Raw genomic sequence first — 1,089 nt, forward strand, 5'->3', positions numbered from 1 at the left:
GCGCGCCCTGCCGGATGCAGGGGAATCCGCGGCACACGGCTCTCGAGCCCCGGTGCCACCGGGTCCCCTGCATCTCGTCGTTTCGGGGTTGCTGCGGTGCCGTCGGCTAGCCTGAATCCATGGACTCACGGGGGGCGCCCGGCGGCATCGGCCGGCGAACCTTCATCGCCGCCTCGCTCTCGGGGTTCGCGACCCTCGCGCTCGCGAGCTGCACCTGGCCCGAGCCGCACCCGAGCCCGCTTCCCACGACCGCTCCCCCGACCACGGCACCGCCCGCGCCCACGAACGGCGTGCCGCTGCCGACGGCCATGCGCCGCTCCCGCTGGGGCGCCGAACCGTTCTCGCGCGGCGCGTTCAGCTTCGACTCGGTCGGCAGCACGCCCCCACTTCGGCAGGCCCTCGCCGAGCCGATCGAAGGGCGGCTCGTCTTCGCCGGCGAGGCGACCGACCCCGACCGCCCCGGCACGCTCGAGGGAGCGCGCGCCTCGGGCATCCGCGCCGCCGCCGACGTCGTCCGGCTCGGCACCGCCGGCGAACGCGTGGCCGTCGTCGGTGCGGGCCTCGCCGGGCTGACGGCGGCGCGAGCACTCGTCGAGGCGGGCTTCGAGGTCGTCGTGCTCGAGGCGCGCGACCGGCTCGGCGGGCGAATCCACAGCACGGATGCCACGGGCTTCGACACCCCCGTCGAACTCGGCGGCGTGTTCACGGGCGACGGCGAGGCCCTCATCGACGCGCTGCACGAGGCATCCGTCGACACCGTGCCGTTCACGGCCGACGTCTCGGCGACGACCCCGGCGGGTCTCCAGCTGCCGATCCCGACGACGGGCCCCGACGCCATCGCGACCGCGCAGGAGTGGGCGGCGATCCAGCCCCACGACGTCTCACTCGCGACGGCACTGACAGGATCGGGGGCGACGCCGCTCTCGGCCGTGCCCGACGACACGGGCGTGAGCCCTGCCGACTGGCTCGCGCACTCGATCAACAGCGCGGTGGCGCCGACGACCGGTGCCACGACGTCGGTGATCTCCGCGGGGCAGTACGACGCGAACCGGCTCAAGCAGCTCGGCGATCTCGTGACCGGCCGGCTGT

The 1,089-nt window shown here is 74.9% G+C and carries 1 protein-coding gene; it reads left to right on the top strand.

Annotation, left to right across the window (positions count from 1 at the left end; translation table 11 throughout):
• Positions 1 to 119: 119 nt before the first annotated feature.
• Positions 120 to 1,089, top strand: a 970-nt coding sequence (locus tag ACFWWU_RS37445) for an FAD-dependent oxidoreductase (protein ID WP_384153741.1), incomplete at its 3' end; no start/stop codon positions are given.

Origin of the sequence: Streptomyces sp. NPDC058650, assembly GCF_042717315.1 — a bacterium.
Taxonomy (GTDB): domain Bacteria; phylum Actinomycetota; class Actinomycetes; order Streptomycetales; family Streptomycetaceae; genus Streptomyces.